Annotated in this window: 20 protein-coding genes and 1 other RNA gene; all 21 read right to left on the bottom strand. The window is 28.5% G+C overall.

Going from position 1 to position 23,736, the window contains the following annotated elements; genetic code table 11:
* Positions 1-262: 262 nt before the first annotated feature.
* Positions 263-556 carry a hypothetical protein gene (locus Q5O29_RS00425; RefSeq protein ID WP_302631514.1) on the bottom strand — a complete coding sequence of 98 codons (294 nt, stop codon included), beginning with the start codon at positions 554-556 and terminating at the stop codon, positions 263-265.
* Between the two features lie 87 nt (positions 557-643).
* On the bottom strand, positions 644-2,038 hold the full coding sequence (locus tag Q5O29_RS00420; protein ID WP_022211053.1) for an LlaJI family restriction endonuclease: 1,395 nt from the start codon (positions 2,036-2,038) through the stop codon (positions 644-646).
* Between the two features lie 8 nt (positions 2,039-2,046).
* Positions 2,047-3,996 carry an AAA family ATPase gene (locus tag Q5O29_RS00415; protein WP_022211052.1) on the bottom strand — a complete coding sequence of 650 codons (1,950 nt, stop codon included), beginning with the start codon at positions 3,994-3,996 and terminating at the stop codon, positions 2,047-2,049.
* Positions 3,997-4,100: 104 nt separating this feature from the next.
* A complete protein-coding gene (locus Q5O29_RS00410) occupies positions 4,101-5,627 on the bottom strand; it encodes a DNA cytosine methyltransferase (protein ID WP_022211051.1) in 1,527 nt (508 codons plus the stop codon).
* Positions 5,628-5,630: 3 nt separating this feature from the next.
* Entirely contained in the window at positions 5,631-6,653 is a 1,023-nt protein-coding gene (locus Q5O29_RS00405) for a DNA cytosine methyltransferase (protein ID WP_022211050.1), read from the bottom strand.
* Positions 6,634-6,819 carry a hypothetical protein gene (locus Q5O29_RS00400; RefSeq protein WP_022211049.1) on the bottom strand — a complete coding sequence of 62 codons (186 nt, stop codon included), beginning with the start codon at positions 6,817-6,819 and terminating at the stop codon, positions 6,634-6,636. The genes Q5O29_RS00405 and Q5O29_RS00400 overlap by 20 nt, the downstream gene beginning before the upstream one ends.
* Before the next feature lie 202 nt (positions 6,820-7,021).
* Positions 7,022-7,377, bottom strand: a transfer-messenger RNA (tmRNA) gene (gene ssrA / locus Q5O29_RS00395).
* A gap of 103 nt (positions 7,378-7,480) precedes the next feature.
* A complete protein-coding gene (locus Q5O29_RS00390) occupies positions 7,481-8,755 on the bottom strand; it encodes an HD-GYP domain-containing protein (RefSeq protein WP_022211048.1) in 1,275 nt (424 codons plus the stop codon).
* 224 nt (positions 8,756-8,979) lie between these two features.
* Complete coding sequence (locus tag Q5O29_RS00385) at positions 8,980-9,123, bottom strand: hypothetical protein (RefSeq protein WP_186835033.1); 144 nt, start codon at positions 9,121-9,123, stop codon at positions 8,980-8,982.
* Positions 9,124-9,377: 254 nt separating this feature from the next.
* Positions 9,378-10,376, bottom strand: a complete 999-nt coding sequence (locus Q5O29_RS00380) for a LacI family DNA-binding transcriptional regulator (protein WP_022211047.1) — start codon at positions 10,374-10,376, stop codon at positions 9,378-9,380.
* Between the two features lie 179 nt (positions 10,377-10,555).
* Positions 10,556-11,140 (bottom strand): hypothetical protein, encoded by a 585-nt coding sequence (locus tag Q5O29_RS00375; RefSeq protein ID WP_022168156.1) that lies wholly within the window; start codon positions 11,138-11,140, stop codon positions 10,556-10,558.
* Positions 11,141-11,277: 137 nt separating this feature from the next.
* Positions 11,278-11,745: an SsrA-binding protein SmpB gene (smpB, locus tag Q5O29_RS00370; protein WP_022211046.1), complete on the bottom strand. Its 468-nt coding sequence runs from the start codon at positions 11,743-11,745 to the stop codon at positions 11,278-11,280.
* A 145-nt stretch (positions 11,746-11,890) separates the two neighbouring features.
* Complete coding sequence (gene rnr / locus Q5O29_RS00365; RefSeq protein ID WP_022211045.1) at positions 11,891-14,125, bottom strand: ribonuclease R; 2,235 nt, start codon at positions 14,123-14,125, stop codon at positions 11,891-11,893.
* 130 nt (positions 14,126-14,255) lie between these two features.
* The gene (gene secG / locus Q5O29_RS00360; RefSeq protein ID WP_022211044.1) at positions 14,256-14,492 is read right to left on the bottom strand and encodes a preprotein translocase subunit SecG; all 237 of its coding nucleotides are present in this window, start codon (positions 14,490-14,492) and stop codon (positions 14,256-14,258) included.
* A gap of 153 nt (positions 14,493-14,645) precedes the next feature.
* The gene (gene eno / locus Q5O29_RS00355; protein WP_022211043.1) at positions 14,646-15,938 is read right to left on the bottom strand and encodes a phosphopyruvate hydratase; all 1,293 of its coding nucleotides are present in this window, start codon (positions 15,936-15,938) and stop codon (positions 14,646-14,648) included.
* Between the two features lie 135 nt (positions 15,939-16,073).
* Positions 16,074-16,658, bottom strand: coding sequence for a hypothetical protein (locus tag Q5O29_RS00350; protein ID WP_022211042.1), 585 nt, complete (start codon positions 16,656-16,658; stop codon positions 16,074-16,076).
* A gap of 67 nt (positions 16,659-16,725) precedes the next feature.
* Positions 16,726-18,735, bottom strand: a complete 2,010-nt coding sequence (locus Q5O29_RS00345) for a methyl-accepting chemotaxis protein (RefSeq protein WP_022211041.1) — start codon at positions 18,733-18,735, stop codon at positions 16,726-16,728.
* Between the two features lie 126 nt (positions 18,736-18,861).
* Positions 18,862-19,728: a DegV family protein gene (locus tag Q5O29_RS00340; protein WP_022211040.1), complete on the bottom strand. Its 867-nt coding sequence runs from the start codon at positions 19,726-19,728 to the stop codon at positions 18,862-18,864.
* A gap of 142 nt (positions 19,729-19,870) precedes the next feature.
* Positions 19,871-21,397, bottom strand: coding sequence for a 2,3-bisphosphoglycerate-independent phosphoglycerate mutase (gene gpmI, locus Q5O29_RS00335; protein ID WP_022211039.1), 1,527 nt, complete (start codon positions 21,395-21,397; stop codon positions 19,871-19,873).
* A gap of 272 nt (positions 21,398-21,669) precedes the next feature.
* Positions 21,670-22,416, bottom strand: a complete 747-nt coding sequence (gene tpiA, locus Q5O29_RS00330; RefSeq protein ID WP_022211038.1) for a triose-phosphate isomerase — start codon at positions 22,414-22,416, stop codon at positions 21,670-21,672.
* A 51-nt stretch (positions 22,417-22,467) separates the two neighbouring features.
* Complete coding sequence (locus Q5O29_RS00325; RefSeq protein ID WP_022211037.1) at positions 22,468-23,646, bottom strand: phosphoglycerate kinase; 1,179 nt, start codon at positions 23,644-23,646, stop codon at positions 22,468-22,470.
* Positions 23,647-23,736: the final 90 nt, after the last annotated feature.

The following is a 23,736-nucleotide window of genomic DNA, read 5'->3' as shown; positions in this document are numbered from 1 at the left end:
TTTAAAGGCTGAAAGCTAGATAACATCTAACTTTCAGCCATCAAAAATTTTATACTTTCCTGTACTTTAAAAAATCACCAGCTTATCTGGTGGTTTTTCTATAGTCCTATAAGGATCTCTTACCGAACTTTGGGCTGTCACAATAGCGGATACTCTTTTAACTTTTCTAATTGTTCACTTAAATAAATCTTTTTCACTTTACATTTCTCCTCTCTAAATATAAAAACTCTTACCTGTACATTTAATACAAGTAAGAGTTCTACTAAACTAAGCTTTTATAAAATTCTATTGTTGGGTTATCATTATTTATTAATAGATTTAACTTTTCATATGTTACTTCATAAAATCTATTCTCTTTAGCATAATTAATTATTTCTTCATAAGATAAGTCAAAAATATTATCTGTTATACTATAATAAAAATCATCATTAATTACACAAAAGAAATATTTAACTGCATCTTCATAAGTCATTCTTGGTAAATCTTCTAAATCACAATTTTTATCAGTATAGCAGCCATTTCTATCATTCCACTGTAGGAAATCTAACACTAACATTCTCTTACTATCCAATAACAACACCTCCTATTAACGTAAATACTACATTTCTTTAATATAATATATATTTATAACCTTACTTAAATACTAATCTATATTTTTATTCCATGCATCTATCATAGAAATAAAATATTGTAGATTATATTTTTTATAACAACAATACATATTTATTACTTCATTCACATTAAGTTTAATTAAATTTATATTAATATCTGAAAATTGTTTCATAAAATCTAATACAACTTCACCTTGTACATAAGTTTTTAATTCACAAGGAAATAGAAATGCATTTATAAGCTTATTAATATTATTATTCTCTATATATTTCTTTAAAGCTGTATGGTATAAATATTGTTTAGTAATATCATCAATTCCTGGATTTCCCTTTAAACACTCATTTTCAATTCTCAAATTGTAGTATTTAGCATCTAAAATCAACAGGCATCTTATATCATCATACACTACTACCTTTAATATATCAGGAGTTAGCCTATTTTTTTGCATTTCATATTCATTTGAATCATCACTCTTTAGATTATTACTATTATCAATATACCATTTTGGAGACTCTATTTCATAAATTTTATACTTGCTTTTCTTGCCGCTCTTTACAAACTCATTGTGAAACACATATCCACATATTACTTCCCAAATCCATTTAAAGTTTCTTGTACCATATAATAATAAATTTATTTCACTTGTATCGCTTCTTTTAGATATGTACGCCTTTATAGCTTGTAATACTCTCTTCTTTCTATCATTGAATTGTACCATTATCTCATTTTCAATTTCTCTCTCTATTCTATCTACTTCTTCTAAATCTTCGAGTGAATTTTCTATATTATCCACATTATATGTTAATACAAAATTTAAACCTGTATTTTTTAAAAACTCCATACATTCATTTATTACTGCTCCATGTAATCTAGTTATATATCTATCATTATCAATTATACTTTTATTTGTAATTAAATCTGAATAAAACCATTGACTATTTATTACTATTGGGTCAACTAAATCTATAGTTTTATCCCAATTAATTTCACCATCACCATTTAGTTCAGAAGAATCTATCTCATTTTCATATATATTATTTTCAATATAGTCCTCTAATAAAAAGCAAATTATAGGGATTAAATTATCTTCTAATGTCTCTTGCTCTAAAGAAAAACTATCTAAATTATTCTTATCTAATTTTTCCCTTTCAGTAAACTCATTTAATAACTTTATAACTTGCTTTATTGCCTGTATTTCACTTTCTTTATTTTTACATTCTACATACTTTGGAAAAATAAAAATAGCTTTACCTTTTACTGTAACTATTCCAACATATGAGAATTGTATTTCACCTCTGTAATTATATTTTAATATTTTTTTATCATCTAATATTTTTATTATCTTTTTGAAATCATCATTTTCTACTTCTAACTTATTCATTAATTCTTCTGATGAATAAGCTCTAAGCTCCCTTAATAATATCATAGTTCAAACTACCCCTTTGTATTATATGAACTTTGCTCTTCAGCAACTTTCAAATTGTAGTTATCACCCTCTACTTGCCTCTTCTCTATTTCAAAATTAAATACTTTCCCATTATCATAAGCATTCATTACATCTGACAATGTTTGTACACCTTCAATAAAAAAATCTATTTTCTTATGCTTCAATATATCCTCATATAGGTACATTAAAACTTTACTCTTAAATATCTCATCAAACTCTTCTTGATTCTCTTTACATCTTAATAATTCTGTCTTACTTAAGAAAAATGGCCCTAAAAGCTTGTCTTCATTTATTTTTCCATCTACTTTAAGTTTTCTATTTATAGCCTTTCTTACTGTATTCCATTCATATAAAGAATACGTGTTTTCCTTATCCTTTAAGCTAATAAATTCATAATCTTTACCTTTTAGTTCTTCTTCATTTTTATCAATTCCTATATATTCAAATGACCATCTTCTCTTAAAAGCAGAATCCATTGGATATACACCTTGGTCAGCACTATTCATAGTTGCCCAAATATACATATTATTAGGTATATATAATTCATCAATATAATTATTTGAATCAATCCCTAACTCTTTATTAACAAACTTTTTCATTTCATTAGGCATATTTATTGTATATGTACTTTTCCCATCACTATTTCTATCTAATAACTGGAACACATCTCCAAATACACCTGCTGGATTAGCTCTATTTATTTCTTCTATAACTAGAATATGTGGAATTCCTTTATTCTCATCTTTCAATGCTTCAATTAAAACATTCAAAAATGGCCCTGTTACAAATTCATATGCAACTATCTCCTTTTTTTCATTATTCTCCACAACAACTTTACTTACTGGTTTATACGAACCTACAAATTGAGAGTATGTGTAATTAGGATGGAATGTTACCCTTTTAGATAACTTTTTTAAATTGTTTTCTTTTATCGCCTTATTTATCTTATAACTTTTCCCTGTTCCTGGTGCTCCAAATACTATTCTATTATGTGCTTTATTTAGACTAAAGCATATATTTTGCAAATTTATAAATTCACGATATTTTATCAATGCTGAACTTAATGTTCTATTGCTTTGTTGATTTATTTTTTGAAATTCATTATTTTCTTTTATCTCATTATAAAATTTCTCAAACTCAACAGGTTTCAATTCTAAAATATCTTCTTTAAATTCATTACATATTTTATTTATTCCACTAATATAATTAGATATTGTTTTATCTTTTAGCTCACCTTCTCTTAACCACGCTTTAAAGGTCTTGATTATATCATTTTCTAAATTTCTACTATCTTCGCTACAAATATTATCTGGATATATAAATGTACTATTATTTATTTTTTTAAATTTATTGTTTAGAACACTTAAATCTGCATTATCAAATATAGAATCTCTATTTCTTATCCCATAAAACTCATACTCTAACTTTCCTTTTAATTTTAAAATTATTAAGTAATCATCTTTATGGATTAACCTTCTAAACCTAATAAACGCTACATCATCGTAATCTTTAAATGATAACTGTAGTTGATCTCCCCCATTTTTTCTTCTTGAACGCACTACATGGGAAAAAACTCTTAACTCGCTATCATCAAAATCAATCTTTTCCATATATTCTTTATCTGAGTCTTTTAAATACTTATAATTCTCTCTTAATAAAATTATAGGTATTCGTAATGTAAAATATTTTTTTAATAGCTCATCACGATTCTCATATTCCTCATCAAAATAACCACTCGCTCTTAAATACGGGAATATATCCATTTGTTCTCCCGTTATTGCTATATGTGTCTGATTTCCACTTTCTCTCTCATCTAGTGTATTTGATAGACTTAACTTTTTTACAGCTATTCCATCATACTCTTGTTTATCTTTTATATTAATCCCATTATTTTTTAACACTTTATTTATTATTTCAAATGATTCTAAAAATTCCATTTTAAACTCCTATTATATAAATTCTTTTCTTATACTTATTGTAATTATATCATTATTTTAAAATAATGTATTTAATCAAAAAATAGGACAATAGATTTTCTCTATTATCCTATATATTTTTTTAATACCTTAGAAATAACTCTTGCCATTAATGGAGGTACACTATTTCCTACTTGCATATACGTTTTAGTGAAAGACCCTAAAAACATATAGTCATCTGGATATGATTGAACTCTTGCTGCCTCCCTAGGTGTTAGCCCTCTTGCTTGATATGGATGAATATACATATTACAGTCAAACTTCATATGTGCAGTAATTGTTTTACAAATCTCATTTGGTTTTAATTTATAATATTTATCTTTAAAAATATCATTTCTACTTTTGTAAGGCATAATATCTGCTATTCTTTCACTATCTGATTTATCACCTGGAATCATTCTTCCAAATATCTCTATATCTCTTTCATTGTTGAATCTAGCTTTATGATTAAATATTAATTTACTAAACCTATCTTGATTTATTAAATTAACATACTCTGTATTTATCTTCACTCTATTAAATTCTATTTTCCTTCCAGATATCTCAGTATCTAATTCTGTTGAATTTTTTATTGTTAAAGCTTGTAGTTCTCTTAAATCTTCTATTGCATCATCCAACACATACCTTTTAACATTTTTAGTTTTATTTTTTATTTCTTCTATAATATCTTTAGCTGTTTTGTTTATTTTTTTACTTATATCTGCTCTTATTCCAATATAAATAAGTCTTTCTCTATTCTGAGGTACTGAAAAATCCTTTGAGTTAAATAAATGGTATGCTACATCATAATCTTCACCCTCTAGATTATGAAAGTCTTCTTTAACCTGTTCTGCTACACTCAACATACCTTTAACATTTTCCATAACAAAAAACTTTGGCTTTAACTTTTCTACCCCATTTACATAATATCTATACAGTATATTTCTAGGATCATCTATTATCCTCTGCCTATTAGCCATTGAAAACCCCTGACACGGTGGTCCTCCAATTATAACATCAACATTCTCTTCTATATATTCATCTACATTGTCTACAATACTTTTTATATCTCCTGTAATAATTCTCTCTTTAGGTATTTCTTGATGATTAAATGAGTATGTTTCTGTACAAACAGCTTCTATATCATTAGCTAATAGTACTTTAAAATTATTTTGAGAAAACCCTAAACTCATTCCTCCAGCTCCACAGAAAAAATCCACCAGAGTTGGACTTTTATTATTCTGCAAATAGTTCTTAACACTATCTCTTCTATAAAAATCCATATATTTCTTTATAGACTTATCAATCTCTATATTTAAGTTTAAAAATTTATTAACTATAGATATAAATAAATTATAATCATTATTTAATAAATTCTTTAATATACTAATCTCATCTGGATTATCTATTACTCCTAGTTTAATTAAAAATTGAACTGTATCATCATTTGCTTCAATATTTTTTATATCACTATCTCTATCTATCCTATATAACTCACATATACAATCTGTAAAGTCTTTTAATATTGATTTTATTTTTTTCTTTTCAGTTAGAGTAGTAATAGTATTTATATTATTAAATAGACTATATACCGACTTATTAATCTCCTTCATATTTTATCCCTCAATTTCTAATTCTATATTTAACGTTCTAACAATTTGCATTGCTACATTATATGCAACATCAACCGTAACTGCGTTGCCAAACTGCCTATATGCTTGAGTATCTGATACATTTATCTCCCAATCACTTGGAAAACCTTGTAACTTTCTACACTCATTCGGAGTTAATCTCCTTACGTTAGATATTTTCTTTTCATCTGTATCTTCAAATTTGCTTCTATTCTCTATATCTGTAACATAGTTATCTTGAGAAGCTCTATGCATTTTATGCATTGTTGCACATAAAGGTCTTGCAATTTGTAAGTCTATTTCTGATTTAGAATAGTAATTCCCAGTACCATGAGATAATATCGTAGGTAATATTTTTTCACTTAAGAAATATTTTTTATCTACATTTTCATCTAAGATACTTCTTAAAGTTCTTTGTAATTGTATTGGTTCTGGAAATTGAAAATTAATATTATTTTCACCAAAATAACCTCTATCAAATGCAATAACAAACACTCTACGCCTTGTCTGTGGAACTCCATAATCAGAACTATTAAGTACCTTATAAAAAACCTCGTACCCAAATCCATTCTCATCTAATAATTGCTCTCTAAGTATTCTTTGCATTCTATCAAAAGTTTCTCCACCATTATGAGTTTCTAAGTTTTTAACATTCTCTAATACAATAACTCTAGGCCTATGTCGTCTTACAATTTGTTCTATAGTAAAAAATAATGTACCTCTCTCATCATCAAATCCCAATTGCTGCCCCATTAAGCTAAACGGTTGACATGGGAAGCCCCCTATCAGTATATCATGAGGAGGTATATCATCTAGTAACTGATTAACATCTCCACCAACTATATGTTCTGAAATATTATGCTTATATGATTCTACCGCATATTTATCTATATCATTTGCCCAAATAATATCAAACCCAGCATTTAAAAACCCTAAATCTAATCCTCCTGCACCAGAAAACAAACTTACAGTTCTTAGATGCCTTTGTCTATATGCTACTCTTTCCATTTATATTTTCCAGCCCTTTCTTTAAACAATTCCTTATCTTTTCCGCTCTACTACTTCCTTCAAATTTATTATCAATCTCTTGCAATATATAATCTTCTATCCTAGTATTTACAACTACACCAACTTTTTTTCGTCCAGAGTTATTTCTTCTTCCACCTTTCGACATAAAAAACTCTCTCCTTTCAGTCACACCATTTTACCACATACTATTTTGAATAACAATATCGTATTTCAATTATCTATATTTTCATCATTATATATGTATATGAGTCTTTTATAGAACTTTAGTTCTTTAGTAAATACTTATATCTTTTTCTTTACAAAATAAATAACCCTCGACAACACAATCTGTATTGTCGAGGGTTTCATGGTGGAGGCGATGGGTGTCGAACCCATGTCCGAAAGCAGACCAGTCTGACTTTCTACGAGCGTAGTTTGTGACTAAAATTTCGGTCCTCAGTTCGCTCACAAACAAACTCCTGATTCCCTAGCTTCATAAATACCCCTTTAGCTCAAAGCTTTGCTAAACTTCGTTCCCCACTTTAATGACACCAGTAATCCTATGCGTGGGCACACAGGGCTGATGAGCAGCGTTAAATTAAGCTGCTAATGCAAAATTATCTTCTGCGTTTATATTTAATGCATACTTTATTATCGAGGTGACATGCTTGCCTCGGCTCGCTTATCAAACCCATCTTACCCCCGTCGAAGCCAAAACGCCCCCATGTAGTAATATGATATGATAGCTTACTTACCATCCATATTAAGTTTTAAATCCTAATAAGTTTCTTATTAGGATTTAATTATAATTCATTTAAAATTTATTGTCAACTTTCAGTTTTATCTCTACAAAGTTCCTCATATTGATTATTTATTTCATTATATTTTCTAATTAAGTCATTATACTTAGAGTTATTTTTCTTTCTTACTTTTTCACATATCTCTACAAGATAATCATAGTTCTCTATAACTTTATTTACTATATTTTTATCAATTTTATTATCATCTGCCATAGCTTTTAATATATCAAGAGTTTTATCTTTAGAGAACTTTTCTTTATAAGGCCTCTTTTCCATTAATGCACTTGAAATATCAGCTACTGCCAATATCTTAGCTTCCATAGGTATTTCTTCATCTTTAAGCCCATATGGATACCCAGTTCCATCTAACTTTTCATGATGCATCTCTGCTATTCTTCCTATATATTCCAATCCAAGTTCCTTTAAAATCATACCTGTATATATAACATGTTCTTTCATTATTTCCATTTCTTCATAAGTTAATTTATCTGACTTTTCTAATATTTCTATAGGAGTAAATAACTTCCCTAAATCATGACAAAAAGCTGAAAGTAAAATAGTATCCATATCTTCTCTTACTATTCCTAAAAGCTTATATAAATTATACGTAATTACTTCTACAGTTATAGAGTGTTCTAATGTACCTCTACTTCTAAAATTATTACATTGTATTATCATCTTGATAAACTGCTCTAACTCTTCTTTTGATATTTCTATAGTGTCTAAATAATTATAAAGTTCACTCAAATATTCTCCACTGCTTATCTTCTTATATAAAATATCATCTTCATTTATTTTTGAAAAAATATTACAAACTTCTATAGTAAACTCTTCATCAATATGGCTTAATAATTTTCCCATGTTTAAACTAAGCCCGTTTATATATATATTATCAATATCATTTAATATATTAAACAAAATAGCTATTTCTTTATATCTAATACTTATTAAAGAATATTTATCATACGGAAGATGATGATATAAACATATCTCAGCCATATCTGTAGAATAAACAGTGTAATTTTCTAAAAATATATATCCGAATACTGAATGATTACTCAAATCTGCTGTTACAGATTTATCATGTTTAAATTTTTCTTCTAATTTACAAGCGCCAATATCATGTAAAATGGCTATTTGCACCATTTGATTTATTTCATCTTCACTGTATTTGCCTTGTTCTTGTAAATATTTTAATAATATGTATGCAACTCTGTGACCGTGTAGAAATAATTCTTCATCTGTTCCATTAAGAATATAAATAAATAATCTTAGTACATTTCCTAGAACATACTTTTTCATTCTTCTACTCCACCTTTTCCCCTCTTATATAATTCCATAACACTCATTATAAATCAATCTCTCATATTATAATTTTTCGTCTACAAATACTATTTTCTTTAACAACAGTATCAAAGATTAACAGATAATTTTTATAAAAAAAGTGATAAAAGCTATACAAACCTAACAACTTCTATCACTTCATAATTTATATTATATTAATATTTATTGTTTTTGACACTATTTTACGCTTCTTCTTTAATTCCCATAATAAAAGTAGCAATAAAAGAAACTGCTCCTGCAATAACTAATCCTATACAGTAATTTAGCATCGTATCACTAGTTGTAATAGCTATAGCTGGTAAAGCTGTAACTTCAACTGCTGTCATTTGAACTTTAGTAGCTACTACATAAGCTCAAGCTGCTGCTCCACCAATGGCAGCTCCAATTAAATCCTGTTGTTGCTATAAGTCCTAATTCTATAGCATGGAAGCTGTGGTGTATACCTGATTAAATATTTACTAGTATAAACTTGCAATATCTCACTTTGTAAAACCTTTTCATAAGTTTCAAAATAAATTTGCAATACAAGGTATCGTTCCCATATTTTCAAATATAAAATTTACGTCTTACTATTATTTCATTATGCACTATTTCTTTCTATAAGTATATATGAAAGCTTAATATTTTTTTTAATAGTTTTTGATGTTTTTATACTACTCTTTAATAATTCCAACATTATTTCTGCACTCTTTCTACCTGATGTCTTGTAATGATAGTGAATTGTAGTTAATTTGGGTGAAACAACTTCTGAAATCCTAGTATCTCCAATACTCACCACTGCTACATCCTTTGGTATATTTAAACCTTTATCTTTCAAACAATCTATGGCAGCTATAGCTAGATTATCCGTAACTGCAAAAATCGCTGTTGGTGTATTCTTTTTATTTATAAGCTCATTAGCTAATTTATAACCACTTTCATAAGAGAAATCTCCCACTTTTAAATTTTCTATATCCATCTCTATATTATTTTCTTTTAAAGCTGCTATATATCCATTTTCTCTCTCAAGACCAACAGATCTATCTTCTTCATAAACCCCTATGAAACCAATATTCTTATGACCTTTTCCTATAAGATACTCTGTCATATATTTTGCAGCATTAAAATCATCATGATATACACAAGGATAGTTATCCATATACTGTGCCACCACAACTATTGGCACATTTAACTTATCCATAATCTTCTTATGTTTTGGAGTTATTTTAGTTCCCATGAATATTACGCCATCTACTTGATTATTTTTAAAAATATTTAAATATTCAAATTCTTTTTCCACTGAAAGGTTAGTGTTAGCTATCAGTACATCATAATTATTTTCCGATAACACTTCTGTGATTCCTTGTACAACTCTTGGTGCTGTTTCTGTAGATATCTTTGGCACTATTACTCCAATAAGATTTGTCTTACCAGTCCTTAATGATTTAGCATAACTTTGTGGCATAAAACCAGTCTCATCAATTACCTTCTTTATTTTTTCCCTGGATTCTGCTCCAACATAGCCATTATTTAAGTATCTTGAAACTGTAGATTTTGATACGCCTGCTAATTTGGCTATATCAATTATATTTAATGTCATTTCTTATCCCTCACTTTATATATCAGCAGGATATATTCTAGTCCTATCTATCTCCTACACTTATCCATTATTACTATTATAGTATATATTACTATAAATATATACTTATTTTTATAGTAATATATACTATATGGTATTATACTCAAAATACTAAACATCCTATATAAAAAATATAAAAACTAATCATCTACATTATTTGTATCACCTGTACTATTCTCCCGATATAATGCAGTGGTTCCTATCAAATTAAAAATATATGCTATTTCTTCTAATACAGCTCCAATAAATATTTCTTTATTTGCACTTTTAGTAACTAAAAAATCTTCAGTATCTAAATTATGTGGTAATCTTTGATACTTTGTCCAATAAATCGGTGTTAATATAGTTTGTCCAAATAATTCTAATTGAGCTGCTAATACTGCTGTAGCATCAACATTAATTCCCATATCTTCAAATTCATCTGCAACTTCATTAATTAGCTCACTTTCTTCTTTATCACCATATTGGCCAGCTTGAAAAATTTCATTTCTCCTTTTAATTCTAAATTGTAATATATTTATCCCTTGAACTGAAGCTGTATATTCTAATAAATATCCTAATACTAAAATTAATTGAGCTTTCCATTGGGTCTGCAATAATTCTATATCTTGCAAATCTTGTAATGTATAATTATTGTATTTATTAATTGTTTCTTCAGAATAACCAGTTTCATTTCTTCCAGCATTTTTGTCTTTTTTATATTTATTATGGGATATATGACACACCCCCTATTCTCGTAAAGTGAAATAAGTATCTTAGCTAGTCCTATATTTTATAATATACTTAGCTTCATTTTTGGTGATTTTATGATAAAAAAAAACAGATGTACCTAAAATTTTTTCTAATACATCTGTTTTTATAATTATCTATTTCTCTCTTTAAGTGCTCTTTCCATATCTCTCTTATGGGCTTTTTCTAACATAGAATCTCTCTTATCATAATTCTTTTTACCTCTACATAATCCTAAAGCCACCTTAACTTTTCCCTCTTTTAAGTATAGAGATAAAGGAATTAGCGTATATCCTTCTCTTGCTATTAATCCATTGAATCTAGCTATCTGCTCTTTATGCAAAAGTAACTTTCTTTCTCTTAATGGATCAACATTAAATATATTTCCTTGTTCGTAAGGACTAATATGCATGTTGTAAATAAAAACTTCACCATTTCTTACATCTGCATAACAATCCTTTAAATTGCATTTACCAGCTCTAATAGATTTTACTTCAGTTCCAACTAAAGCTATCCCTGCTTCTATAGTCTCCTCTACAAAATAGTCATGACGAGCCTTTCTATTTTCAGCTAAATTGTTTTTGTTTTTAACCCTTGCCACTTTTTCCACCCACTTTATTTATTACGTACTTTTTCTTTTATTATAACAAAATAATAAACATTTGAAACTAAAATTAACGCAGTGCTTATTAACTTGTAGTTTAATTAGCGTAGCGTTTAACTGCAAATAACTTCTATATAATTATTTACATACCTTCATCTTCCTCTTTTTGACCTTCTTCTTTTGGTCCAAACTCTTTCTTGATTTCAGCAATTATTGAAGCCGTTCTTTTACTTGGAACTATTTCTTCTTTTTCTCCTTCATTCTTAACTATATCAAAGAATATTTCTCTGTTATCAATATCTACTCTGCTACATCTTACTTTTACCGCATCACCTAATCTATAGATATTCTTAGTTCTTTCACCAATAAGCATTAAATGTGCTTCATCATATACATAATAATCATCATCTAAATCTGTAATATGAACTAATCCTTCAATGGTGTTTGATAATTCCACAAAAATACCAAATGAAGTTACAGATGAAATTATTCCATCATATTCTTCTCCAATTCTATCCATCATATATTCAGCTTTCTTCAAATCATCAACTTCTCTTTCAGCATCTTCTGCTAACCTTTCCATTTCAGATGATTGTTTTGCTGCTTCATCTACAATAACTGCAAGTCTTTCTCTTCTTTTATCATTTATCTTACCATTTAGATTTTCCTTAATTATTCTATGAATTTGTAAATCAGGATATCTTCTTATAGGAGAAGTAAAATGACAATAGTATTGTGCTGCTAAACCAAAGTGTCCTGCACATTCTGGTGAATATCTAGCTTGCATCATACTTCTAAGTAAAAGTGTACTTACCACTGTTTCTTCTGGTTTACCTTGAACCTTTTCTAAGATTTCTTGGAGAGCTCTTGGATGTATCTCTTGTGAAGATTTAATTGTATATCCTAAGTTATAAATAAAATCTCTAAATCTTTGAAGCTTTTCATCATCTGGCTCTTCATGTACTCTATAAACGAACGGTAAATTCTGCCAATACATATTTTCAGCAATAGTTTCATTACATACAAGCATAAACTCTTCTATTATTCTATTAGCTATTGCTCTTTCATATGGTTTTATATCAATTGGACGTCCAAGCTCATTAAGAACTATCTTTGATTCCTCAAAATCAAAGTCAATTGCTCCTCTTTTTCTTCTCTTTTCTCTTAAAATTAAGCACAACTCTTCCATAGTCTTAAAGTCTTCTATTAAATAATCATATTTATTTAATAGCTCTTCATCAGCTTTGCCTTCTAATATTTTAGTTACATCAGTATAAGTCATTCTTTCATTTGTTTTAATTACTGTTTCATCAATTTCATGAGCTAGAACTTTACCCTTATGGTCTATTTCCATAAAACAACTTAATGTAAGTCTATCTACATTTGGATTTAATGAACATATACCATTTGATAATTTTTTAGGAAGCATTGGAATAACTCTATCTATTAAGTATACAGAAGTTGCTCTTTTTAAAGCTTCTTTATCTAGTGGATTTTTTTCTCTAACATAATGTGAAACATCAGCAATATGCACCCCTAATCTATAATTGCCATTAGCCAATCTTTCGATAGATACAGCATCATCTAAATCCTTGGCATCCTCTCCATCAATAGTTACCATTCTTAAATCTCTTATATCTCTTCTTCTAGCAATTTCAGCTGAATCTATTTCTTCTGATATTCCTTCAGCATATTTTAAAACCTTTTCTGGGAATTCTTCTGGAAGTCCGTGCTTTTTGATTATTGTTAATATATCAAGACCCTTTTCACCCTTTTTACCTAATACTTCAGTTATTACTCCCTCTGGACTTCTTCTCTTATCTGCCCATTTAACAACTTTGACTATTACCACATCTCCATGTTTTGCTCCATTGCTATCTTTTTTAGAAACAAATATATCTTGTGTAAGTCTTGTATCTTCTGGTACTACAAATCCAAAGTTTCTACTTTCCTCGTAAACTCCAATAACTTTTGTATTTGCTCTTTCTAGTATTTCAGCAACTTCTCCTTCTCTTTTCTTGCCATTTAAATCATCTCTCGTAATTTGAACTAATATTCTATCACCATTCATGGCACCATTCATACATGAACTTGGTATAAATACATCATTTTCACCTTCATTTTCAGGAATTAAGAACCCAAATCCCTTTTTGTGTACCTGTAATTTTCCTGTTATTAATCCCATTCTCTCTGGAACTGCAAATTTATCCTTCTTAGTTCTTACGATAAGTCCTTCCTTTTCCATTATCTTTAAAGTCCATTTAAAATCTGTATATTCATTCTTGCTTATATCAAAAACAGCTACAAGCTCTTTAATATCCATTGGCCTGTAAGCTTCTTCTCTCATGAAGCTTAACAATGTTTCTTTTATTCCCATATAAATTTATTCCTCCATTTTTATATCTATATTTTATTCATGTAAACTTATATTCTTTAATATATTTTATCCTACTTTAATTATTAACAATAAAATAGACCACTATACTTTATAGCGATCTATGTATAATCTATTTAACTACGTTTAAAGCTATTGTATTAATAACAAATAATAACATTGAAATCATTGTAACCTTTGCTAATAATGCTTCTTTTGTTCTTCCTTTATTTTTAGCAAAGAAAGTTTCATTTTTACTTCCTTGAATAAGTCCACTTAAAGCATCAGCTTTACTTTTTTGCATTAATATTGATACTATAACAATTAATCCTACTACAATTTCAATTGCAAATAAAATTTTAGTTAACATGGTGCACCTCCCATATGTAATTCCTCTTAATTATGTGGTTTAATCATACCATAATAAGTTATAAATTACAAGCAAGCTACATATTCTGTCATTTATTTTCTTTACTTTTCATAACTTAAAAGGCATTTCTTAAAATTGAAATGCCTTTTTAAATTACTTCAAATTAAAAAATGCCTTTTTACCTCTATATTCAGCAACATCATCCAATTCTTCTTCTATTCTTATTAATTGATTATATTTTGCTACTCTTTCAGATCTAGCAGGGGCACCAGTCTTTATTTGTCCAGCATTTACTGCCACAACAAGGTCTGCTATAGTTGTATCTTCAGTTTCACCACTTCTATGAGAAATAACTGCTGTATAACCAGCTCTATTTGCCATTTCTATAGCATTTAATGTTTCTGTAAGAGTTCCTATTTGATTTAATTTAATAAGTATTGAATTAGCAACTCCTCTATATATTCCATCACTTAATCTATCTGTATTAGTAACAAATAAATCATCGCCTACTAATTGAACTCTATCGCCTAATCTATCAGTTAGTAACTTCCAGCCTTCCCAATCTTCTTCTGCCATACCATCTTCAATTGAAATTATTGGATATTTATTAACCCACTCTTCAAAGAAATCTACCATTTCAGTGGCACTTAAAGTCTTGCCTTCATTTTCTAATACATATTTACCATCTTTATAATATTCAGATGAAGCTGCATCTATAGCAATAAAGATTTCCTTTCCTGGTTCATATCCTGCTTTAGTAATAGCTTCTAAAATAACATCAATTGCTTCTGCATTTGATTTTAAGTTAGGTGCAAAACCGCCTTCATCTCCTACACCTGTTGAATATCCTTTATCATTTAATGTTTTCTTTAAAGAATGATAAATCTCTCCACAAGCTTGAACTGCCTTATCAAATGAATCAAATCCTACTGGCATTATCATAAACTCTTGTAAATCTACAGAATTATCTGCATGTGAACCACCATTTATTATATTCATCATAGGTACTGGAAGAACTTTAGCATTAACTCCTCCTACATATTGATATAGTGGTATTCCTAAATAATTTGCTGCTGCATGTGCCACTGCTAAGGAAACTCCCAGGATAGCATTAGCTCCTAATTTTCCCTTATTGCTAGTTCCATCAAGTTCTATTAATATTTTATCAATATAAGTTTGATCAAATACGTTACATCCTATTAATTCTTCGCTAATAGTATCATTAACATTTTCTACTGCCTTTAAAACACCTTTTCCCATGAAGTAGTCTTTGTTCCCATCTCTTAATTCTACTGCTTCATAAATACCTGTAGATGCTCCTGAAGGAACTGCCGCTCTGCCCATAGTTCCGTCTTCAAGATAAACTTCTACTTCTACAGTTGGAAAACACCTTGAATCTAATACCTGCCTAGCAACTACGTCTACTATTTCAACATAATTTTTCATGAATATTTCCTCCTTTATGTAAAAAATAATAATCACTTTAAACTACTTCATTATTTTTTTCATAAATATAAAATAATATTCATAAATTTATCAGCATGAAAAATGGACTGTTCTTTTAACAAACAGTCCATCTCTTTATTCTTCTTCATTGCAGTACTCTTCAAATTTCATTTCCCACTTCTTTGCACTTTCATAATCAATTTCTCGCATATACTTTAAAAATATATCTAAATAATCTATTCCTTTTAACCCCTTCATTAAATGCCTTGGAAATGAAACTTTTCTTGTATAACATTGCTTTGGGTCTATTACTTTTAAATTTTCATTTTCATCAACATATATATCTCTGCACCTTGCATCTAACTTAGAAAACTTTAATCTTTTCATTTCATTGATAAGTTTATATAAATTCATCACAAGTTTTTTAGACATTCCATTTTCCTTAATATAGTGATCAAGTCTCTTTCCTTTAACCTTTTCTCTAAGTATATAATATCTATCACACCTAAAAATTCTTGGAAAATATTTAGACCTTTTTACTTTATATAATATTTTAGCTTCTTCCCTGCATATATCTTTATTAGTAAATATCTTAACAGCTTTATTTTCAGGAAGTTCATAAACTATTCCATTATGACCTTCCCCTAAAAATTTTGCTTCTCTAAAAAGTTTTTCTAATTCTTTATCAAAATTAGCTGAGTATGCATATGTCCTAACCATTATACCTACCTAAAACGAAATACTTACTTACATTATACTATTCCTATCTACTATTTATATTTACTTTTTATTCTCTAGTTTTATACTTAGATACATTTTCATCAATGATATTACTTATCTCATTTATTTCATAAACTACATTTTTAACTTCTTCAATAGATTCTGTTTGATTTTGTATTATAGCATTAATTTCTTCTATATATGCTGATTGCTCTTCTGTTATTTGTGCAGTATTATCAACATTGGTCATGACTTCTTTTTGGTTTTCATTTACCTTTTTAATTTCATTACCTACTTTATATATTTCAGATATAAGATTTTCAGAAGTTTTTACAATTTGCTCATATTCACCCATAGTTTTATTAATTTGTTCATCTGAATTTTTAGCAATTGTTAAAGTTTCTGTTACCTCTCCTCTAACATTAGATACTAATAATGATATTTCTTTTATTATTTCTTGTATTTCATTCACTGATTCCGATGATTGATTAGCAAGTTCTCTTACTTGATCTGCTACAACAGAAAACCCTTTGCCTTGTTCTCCAGCTCTTGCTGCTTCTATTGCTGCATTTAATGCTAAAAGATTTGTCTGTTCAGCAATTCCCCTTATTGTATTTGTAATATTATTTATTGAATTAAATTTTTCTGATAAGTTTACAATCCCTTCATTTAAATTTTCTGCACTATTTAAATTAGCCAGTATATTTTCCTTGATATTATTAATAAGCTCAATAGATTCAGAATTTTTACTTTTAACTAAATCACTCATATTTAATAATTCTTTAGACATACCTTCAATATTAACAATTCCATCAGCTAGGTTATTTAATTCATCAACCATATTAATCATATCTTTAGCTTGTTCATTAATTCCTTCAGTTATATTTTCAATACCACTCTTTATTTCACCTGCTGATTCTGATATCTTATCCATTTCAATTTTACATTCACTATTCTTTTCATTAGTTTCTTTAACTATCTCTTTAAGATTATTTATAAATATACTTTGTTTCTCATTAATAGTATTAAAACTATTAATTAAATCTCCTATTTCACTTCTTGAAGTATTTTTAATAACTCCACTAAAATTACCTTCTGACAGTAGTGCTGCTTCTTTTTGCAATCTTTTTATAGGATTAACTATTAAAGTCAAGCCAAAATATCCAATAATTATAGTTATTATTACTGAAACTACAAAAATACTTATTGAAGTTTTTAAAAGAATATTAATACTATTTAAATGTTGGCTTTCTGGAATAGCAATAACATATATCCAATCCATTCCTTCTATAGTATTATAAGCAAAATATTTTTTAACATTATCGTAATCTACAGATTTCACAATACCTGAATCATTCTTTTTTATATCATTTACAAAATTCATTAAACTTCCTGAATTTATAGATGATAATTCTTTTTTACCTGTCATAAATTCTTCATTTTTATGTGTAATTATTATTCCATTTTTATCCACTATAAATGAATAGTCCTTTTCTCCCATAGACTTTTTACTTATTATTTCTTGTAAATTATATATATTTATATCACTAGCCAATACTCCAAGTATTTCTTCTGTATTTTCTGAATTTTTTATAGGTACTGAAATAGTTATTATAATATTTCCTGTTGCAGAGTCTACATATGGATTTCCTATTACTGTATCTTTTTTGTCAAATGCACTTTTATACCATTCTGTTTCTAATGTATTATAATCAGAATCAGGTATCCAATCATCACTCCCAATATATGTACCATTAACTAAAGACATATAAAATGTTAAACCTTTTTCATCTCCTTGTTTTTTTAAATAATTTTTTATAAAAGAATTTTCAAAATTATTCACAACAGAAATAGTTCTAGACATTTCCTCTAATACTCCTATTTCTTCATTTAACCACTCCTTTACCTCATCTGAATATTGCTTAGATGTAAGCTTGGCCTTATCCTCAACTTCTTTAGATACACTTTTCTTTACTGTTATATAATTAAGTAATGTTGATGTAAATAAAATTATAGCAACTAACATAACTATTATAAAAGTAATAATAAATCTTAAACTTATTGTCTTCTTTTTCATTTAAACTCTCCTATAAATTAAGTAACTTCTCTTCTTATTATCGGTGAGTAACTATTTTTATTTATAAAAAAAATATTAATTTAACAAAAACATAATTAATTTTGCTAAATTAATATTTAAATTCACTTATCTTTCATTACCCCAAAATATAGTTGCAATAGTTCCTGGTCCTCCATGACTTCCTATAACAGTTCCTATATATTGTATTTTTATTTCTTTAAAATTTAATTCCTGTAAAATTATATCTTTTAATGCTTGAGCTTCTTCTAACGCATCACCATGCATTATATATAATGTTTCACTTTTGATATTTACAGCTTTTTCTTTAACAACTGTAGCTAAATATTTTAGTGCTTTCTTTTTTCCTTTTATTTTCTCTGTAGCTTCAACAGCTCCATTATTATCTATTTTAAGTATAGGTTTTATATTTAATAACGATCCTACCGCTGCTGTAGATGCCGATATTCTTCCCCCTCTTTTTAAATGTTTTAAATCATCTACTAATATAGAATGAATGACTTTATTTTTATTTTCTTCAATCCATGTTGTAATATATTCTAAATCCTTACCTTCCTCTATCATATCGCAAGATTTTTTTACTAACATTCCAACACCCATACTTACTGATAAACTATCAACTACAGATATTTTCGCATTAGGATTTTCTTCTAATATATTATTTCTAGCCATATTTGCACTATTAAAAGTTCCACTTAAAGCAGAAGATAAACCTACATATAATATTTCATATCCTTCATTTAATAACTCTCTAAACTTTTCTTCAAAAGTATAAATATTTATTTGTGAAGTACTAGGCATACTACCTTCCCTTAATTTATCATAAAATTCTCTATATCCTAAACTCTTGCCTAAATCATCTTCTATATTTTCACCATCTAAATTTAATAATAATGGAATAAACTCTATGTTATTTTTTTTTACAAAATCAATACCTAAATCACAAGATGAATCTGTTACTATCTTAATAGTCATAATACCCTCCTAAAACATTAGATTGTTTCTTTAATATTATTATATCAATTTTAGTTCTATTGTCAAATATTTTGATTATCAAAGTTTGTCGAAATATAAAAGAGTAAGGTGTTTATTAAAATATCTTACTCTTTTATTATTGTTATTTAGAAATTATTAAATTTTCTCCTGTCATTTCAACTGGAGCTTCTAATCCCATTACATTTAACATAGTTGGAGCTATATCAGCTAATTTACCATTCTTTAAAGTTTTACCTTCAGTATGATTTGAAACCCATATAAATGGTACTGGATCAGTAGTATGCGCTGTAAATGGCTTACCATTTGAATAATCAATCATAACTTCAGCATTACCATGGTCAGCTGTTATAAATACAGTACCATCTAATTCTAATACTTTATCTACAACTTTTCCTAAACATACATCCACTGCTTCAATAGCTTTTTTAGCAGCTTCTAAAACTCCTGTGTGTCCAACCATATCTGGATTTGCAAAGTTTAAGATAACCATATCATATTTCCCTGAATCTAATCTTGCTATTAATTCTTCAGTAACTTCTGGTGCACTCATTTCAGGTTTTAAATCATAAGTAGCAACCTTTGGAGAAGCAATTAACGCTCTATCTTCACCTTCATTTTCTTTTTCAACACCACCGTTGAAGAAGAATGTTACGTGAGCATATTTTTCAGTTTCAGCAATTCTTAATTGATTTAATCCCTTGCTTGCAACATATTCCCCTAAAGTATTAGTAATTGTTTGTGGGCTATAAGCAACTTCAACACCTTCTAATGTCTTATCATATTGAGTCATAGTAACAAATACTAAATTTAAAGTTTCTCTCTTAAACCCATCAAATACCTTATCATTAATAGCTCTAGTTATTTCTCTAGCTCTATCTGGTCTAAAGTTGAAGAATACTACTGAATCTCCATTCTTAATTTTACCATTTTCGTTTACTACACATGGTAATACAAACTCATCTGATTTATTGTCATGGTAAGATGCTTCTAAAGCTTCCACAGCGCTAGTTGCTTTTTCACCTTTTCCTAGAACCATAGCATTATATGCAAGTTCAACTCTTTCCCATCTATTATCTCTATCCATAGCATAGTATCTTCCAGATAAAGTAGCTATTTGTCCTACACCTATTTCAGCCATATAGCTTTCTAAATCTTTAACAAATTCAATTCCTGAACCTGGAGCAACATCTCTACCATCCATGAAACAATGAACATATACATTTTGAACTTCTTGTTCTTTAGCTAATCTTAATAAACCTTTTAAATGATCGATGTGAGAGTGAACTCCACCATCAGATAATAATCCCATTAAGTGTAAAGCTGCATTATTCTTTTTAGCATTATTCATTGCATCTAAAAGTGATTCATTTTTAAAGAATCCACCATCTTGAATTTCTTTAGTAATTCTAGTTAATTCTTGGTATATAATTCTTCCTGCACCTATATTTAAGTGTCCAACTTCTGAGTTACCCATTTGTCCATCAGGTAAACCAACTGCCATTCCACTTGCTTGTAATTCACTATGTGGATATTTAGCAACTAATTTATCAAAATTTTCTTTTTTTGCTGCTTCAACAGCATTTCCATCGCCTTTTGGAGCTATTCCAAATCCGTCTAATATCATTAACATTACTGGTTTCTTAGCCATAATTCCCTCCAAATATCGTAAATCATTTTTTATACAATAAAACAAATTATTGTAAAGTTCATCAATTAATGCTTTAAATAAATTAAAGATAATAAATTTATCTATATTTATTATCTTTAATTTAATTCATAATTATTATACTATAATTATATGTGTATAACAATAAAATAGCTATTTTTGTAAATGTTTATCTATGAATTAATAATTTTTATCTTTTTCTTAATTTACACTAATATACAAAAGGAAGCCCTAAGGCTTCCTTAACTTTATAATTAGTAGTTAACTATTTGTGCAAAATCAGCAGCAACTAAGCTAGCTCCACCAACTAAAGCACCATCTATGTCAGACATAGCCATTTGAGCTTTGATTGTTCCTGGCTTAACTGATCCACCGTATTGGATTCTTATCTTGTCAGCAACTTCTTTTCCAAACATTTCAGCTAAAATATTTCTGATAGCCATAATTGTTTCGTTAGCTTGTTCATCAGTAGCAGTTTTACCTGTTCCTATAGCCCAGATTGGTTCGTAAGCTACAACAACCTTTTCTGCTAATTCTGGTGCTAAACCTTCTAAATCAGCTTTTATTTGAGCTCCAACAACTTCGTTAGTTGTTCCATTTTCTCTTTCTTCTAAAGTTTCTCCACAGCAAAGGATTGGAGTTAAGTTATGAGCAAATGCAGCTTTAACTTTTTTGTTTAAGGCTTCATCAGTTTCATTGAAGTATTCTCTTCTTTCACTGTGTCCTAAAACAACATAGCTAACTCCCATAGCTTCAAGCATTCCTGGAGCTATTTCTCCTGTGAAAGCTCCTTTTTCTTCAAAGTGCATATTTTGTGCAGCAACTTTAATGTTTGACCCTTCAACAGCTTTTAATACTGCATCTAAGCATACAAAAGTAGGACAAACTACTACATCACAAGTAGCATCCTTTACTAATGGTTTTAATTCATTTACTAATTTAACAGCTTCTTCTGGAGTATAGTGCATTTTCCAGTTTCCAGCGATGATTGCTTTTCTCATTATTTTCACCTCATATATAAATTATCAATTATTAATTATTAATTTAAATAATTATTTATCATTTAAAGCAGCGATTCCTGGTAAAGTTTTACCTTCTAAGAATTCAAGTGAAGCTCCACCGCCTGTAGAAATGTGAGTCATCTTATCTCCAAATCCTAAGATGTTAACAGCAGCAGCTGAGTCTCCTCCACCGATAACTGTTGTAGCATCTGCATCTGCCATAGCTTTAGCAACTGCAATTGTTCCTTTATTGTAGTTTTCAAATTCGAATACTCCCATTGGTCCGTTCCATATAACTGTCTTAGCATCTTTTACTGCATCAGCATATAAAGCTTCTGTCTTAGGTCCAATATCTAATCCCATGAATCCAGCTGGTATGTTTTGATCTTCTGTTACAGTAGCTTCAACATCTTTAAATTCAGATGCTATTCTATGATCTACTGGTAATAAGAATCTAACTCCATTAGCTTCAGCTTTAGCTATCATTTCTTTAGCATAATCTAATCTATCATCTTCACATAAAGAAGTTCCTATTTCATATCCTTGAGCTTTTAAGAATGTATAAGCCATTCCTCCACCAATGATTATTGTATCAACTTTTTCTAAAAGGTTGTTGATAACAGCAATCTTATCAGAAACTTTAGATCCACCTAATATAGCTACGAATGGTCTAACTGGATTGTTTACAGCTTCTCCTAAGAACTTTAATTCTTTTTGGATTAAGTATCCACATACAGCTGTATCAACGTAGTTAGTTACTCCTACAGTTGATGAGTGAGCTCTGTGAGCTGTTCCAAATGCATCGTTAACATAAATGTCACATAAAGAAGCTAATTCCTTAGATAATTCTTCTCCGTTCTTAGTTTCTTCTTTTCTGCATCTAGTGTTTTCTAATAATACAACATCTCCGTCTTTCATATCAGCAACAGCTTTTCTAGCGTTTTCTCCAACAACTTCTTCGTCTCTAGCGAAAACAACTTCTTTACCTAACATTTCGCTTAATCTTACAGCAACTGGTGCTAAGCTCTTAGATGCATCTTTTCCTAAGTGTGAGCAAAGTATAACTTTAGCTCCATTTTCAATTAAGTATTTGATTGTTGGAAGAGCTCCTACTAATCTATTTTCATCAGTTATAACTCCATCTTTTAATGGTACGTTAAAGTCACATCTTACTAAAACTCTTTTACCTTTAACTTGAACATCTTCAATTGTCTTTTTATTAAAGCTCATTCTTTTCACCTCATAAATTTTTATAGTTTTATCTATAATTTTAAAATAGGCCCGGTCTTATAAGTATGCCTTAGAGACCGGACCCTGTTT

The organism is Clostridium sp. CAG:265 (assembly GCF_000436575.1).
GTDB classification, from domain to species: domain Bacteria; phylum Bacillota; class Clostridia; order Clostridiales; family Clostridiaceae; genus Clostridium; species Clostridium lentum.
The sequence above is the reverse complement of the archived record's forward strand: the minus strand, read 5'-3'. Positions and strand labels throughout refer to the sequence as shown.

Coding starts and splice junctions, on each gene's coding strand:
- Q5O29_RS00340 (WP_022211040.1), bottom strand. CDS start 19,728: ATGACTATTAAGATAGTAACAGATTCATCTTGTGATTTAGGTATTGAT.
- Q5O29_RS00420 (WP_022211053.1), bottom strand. CDS start 2,038: ATGATATTATTAAGGGAGCTTAGAGCTTATTCATCAGAAGAATTAATG.
- Q5O29_RS00405 (WP_022211050.1), bottom strand. CDS start 6,653: ATGGAAAGAGTAGCATATAGACAAAGGCATCTAAGAACTGTAAGTTTG.
- Q5O29_RS00350 (WP_022211042.1), bottom strand. CDS start 16,658: ATGGTTAGGACATATGCATACTCAGCTAATTTTGATAAAGAATTAGAA.
- Q5O29_RS00415 (WP_022211052.1), bottom strand. CDS start 3,996: ATGGAATTTTTAGAATCATTTGAAATAATAAATAAAGTGTTAAAAAAT.
- Q5O29_RS00345 (WP_022211041.1), bottom strand. CDS start 18,735: ATGAAAAAGAAGACAATAAGTTTAAGATTTATTATTACTTTTATAATA.
- eno (WP_022211043.1), bottom strand. CDS start 15,938: ATGAAAAATTATGTTGAAATAGTAGACGTAGTTGCTAGGCAGGTATTA.
- secG (WP_022211044.1), bottom strand. CDS start 14,492: ATGTTAACTAAAATTTTATTTGCAATTGAAATTGTAGTAGGATTAATT.
- Q5O29_RS00325 (WP_022211037.1), bottom strand. CDS start 23,646: ATGAGCTTTAATAAAAAGACAATTGAAGATGTTCAAGTTAAAGGTAAA.
- tpiA (WP_022211038.1), bottom strand. CDS start 22,416: ATGAGAAAAGCAATCATCGCTGGAAACTGGAAAATGCACTATACTCCA.
- Q5O29_RS00380 (WP_022211047.1), bottom strand. CDS start 10,376: ATGACATTAAATATAATTGATATAGCCAAATTAGCAGGCGTATCAAAA.
- Q5O29_RS00400 (WP_022211049.1), bottom strand. CDS start 6,819: ATGTCGAAAGGTGGAAGAAGAAATAACTCTGGACGAAAAAAAGTTGGT.
- gpmI (WP_022211039.1), bottom strand. CDS start 21,397: ATGGCTAAGAAACCAGTAATGTTAATGATATTAGACGGATTTGGAATA.
- Q5O29_RS00425 (WP_302631514.1), bottom strand. CDS start 556: ATGTTAGTGTTAGATTTCCTACAGTGGAATGATAGAAATGGCTGCTAT.
- rnr (WP_022211045.1), bottom strand. CDS start 14,125: ATGGGAATAAAAGAAACATTGTTAAGCTTCATGAGAGAAGAAGCTTAC.
- Q5O29_RS00385 (WP_186835033.1), bottom strand. CDS start 9,123: ATGACAGCAGTTGAAGTTACAGCTTTACCAGCTATAGCTATTACAACT.
- Q5O29_RS00410 (WP_022211051.1), bottom strand. CDS start 5,627: ATGAAGGAGATTAATAAGTCGGTATATAGTCTATTTAATAATATAAAT.
- Q5O29_RS00390 (WP_022211048.1), bottom strand. CDS start 8,755: ATGAAAAAGTATGTTCTAGGAAATGTACTAAGATTATTTATTTATATT.